The following is a 272-nucleotide window of genomic DNA, read 5'->3' as shown; positions in this document are numbered from 1 at the left end:
TCCAGCCGCTGCAGACCGTCGTCCTCGAGGCCCCTGGAGACCTCGGACACCCAGTTCGCGCCGCTCTTGCCGGAGGCGCACCCCCCGGCCGCGGACAGCGCGTCCGCGATCAGGGCGTAGGCGGGATGGGTGTAGCACTCGCCCGGGAGCGAGTCGAAGAGCGGTCCCGCCAGGCCCGGGTACTGCAGTGCCGCCTTGAGCGCCTCGCGCTGCGGCCAGAGCACCGGGTCCGACGCCGAGGGCAGGGGGACGCCCGTCGGCGCCGCGGGGGG

At 76.1% G+C, this 272-nt stretch carries 1 pseudogene; it reads right to left on the bottom strand.

What is annotated here, in order from left to right:
• Nucleotides 1-272: pseudogene (locus G6018_RS15600) on the bottom strand (DNA primase); the annotation flags it as partial.

It is taken from the genome of Dietzia sp. DQ11-44 (genome assembly GCF_014145205.1).
Taxonomy (GTDB): Bacteria; Actinomycetota; Actinomycetes; order Mycobacteriales; family Mycobacteriaceae; genus Dietzia; species Dietzia natronolimnaea.
This window is presented reverse-complemented; position numbering and strand designations above follow the sequence as displayed.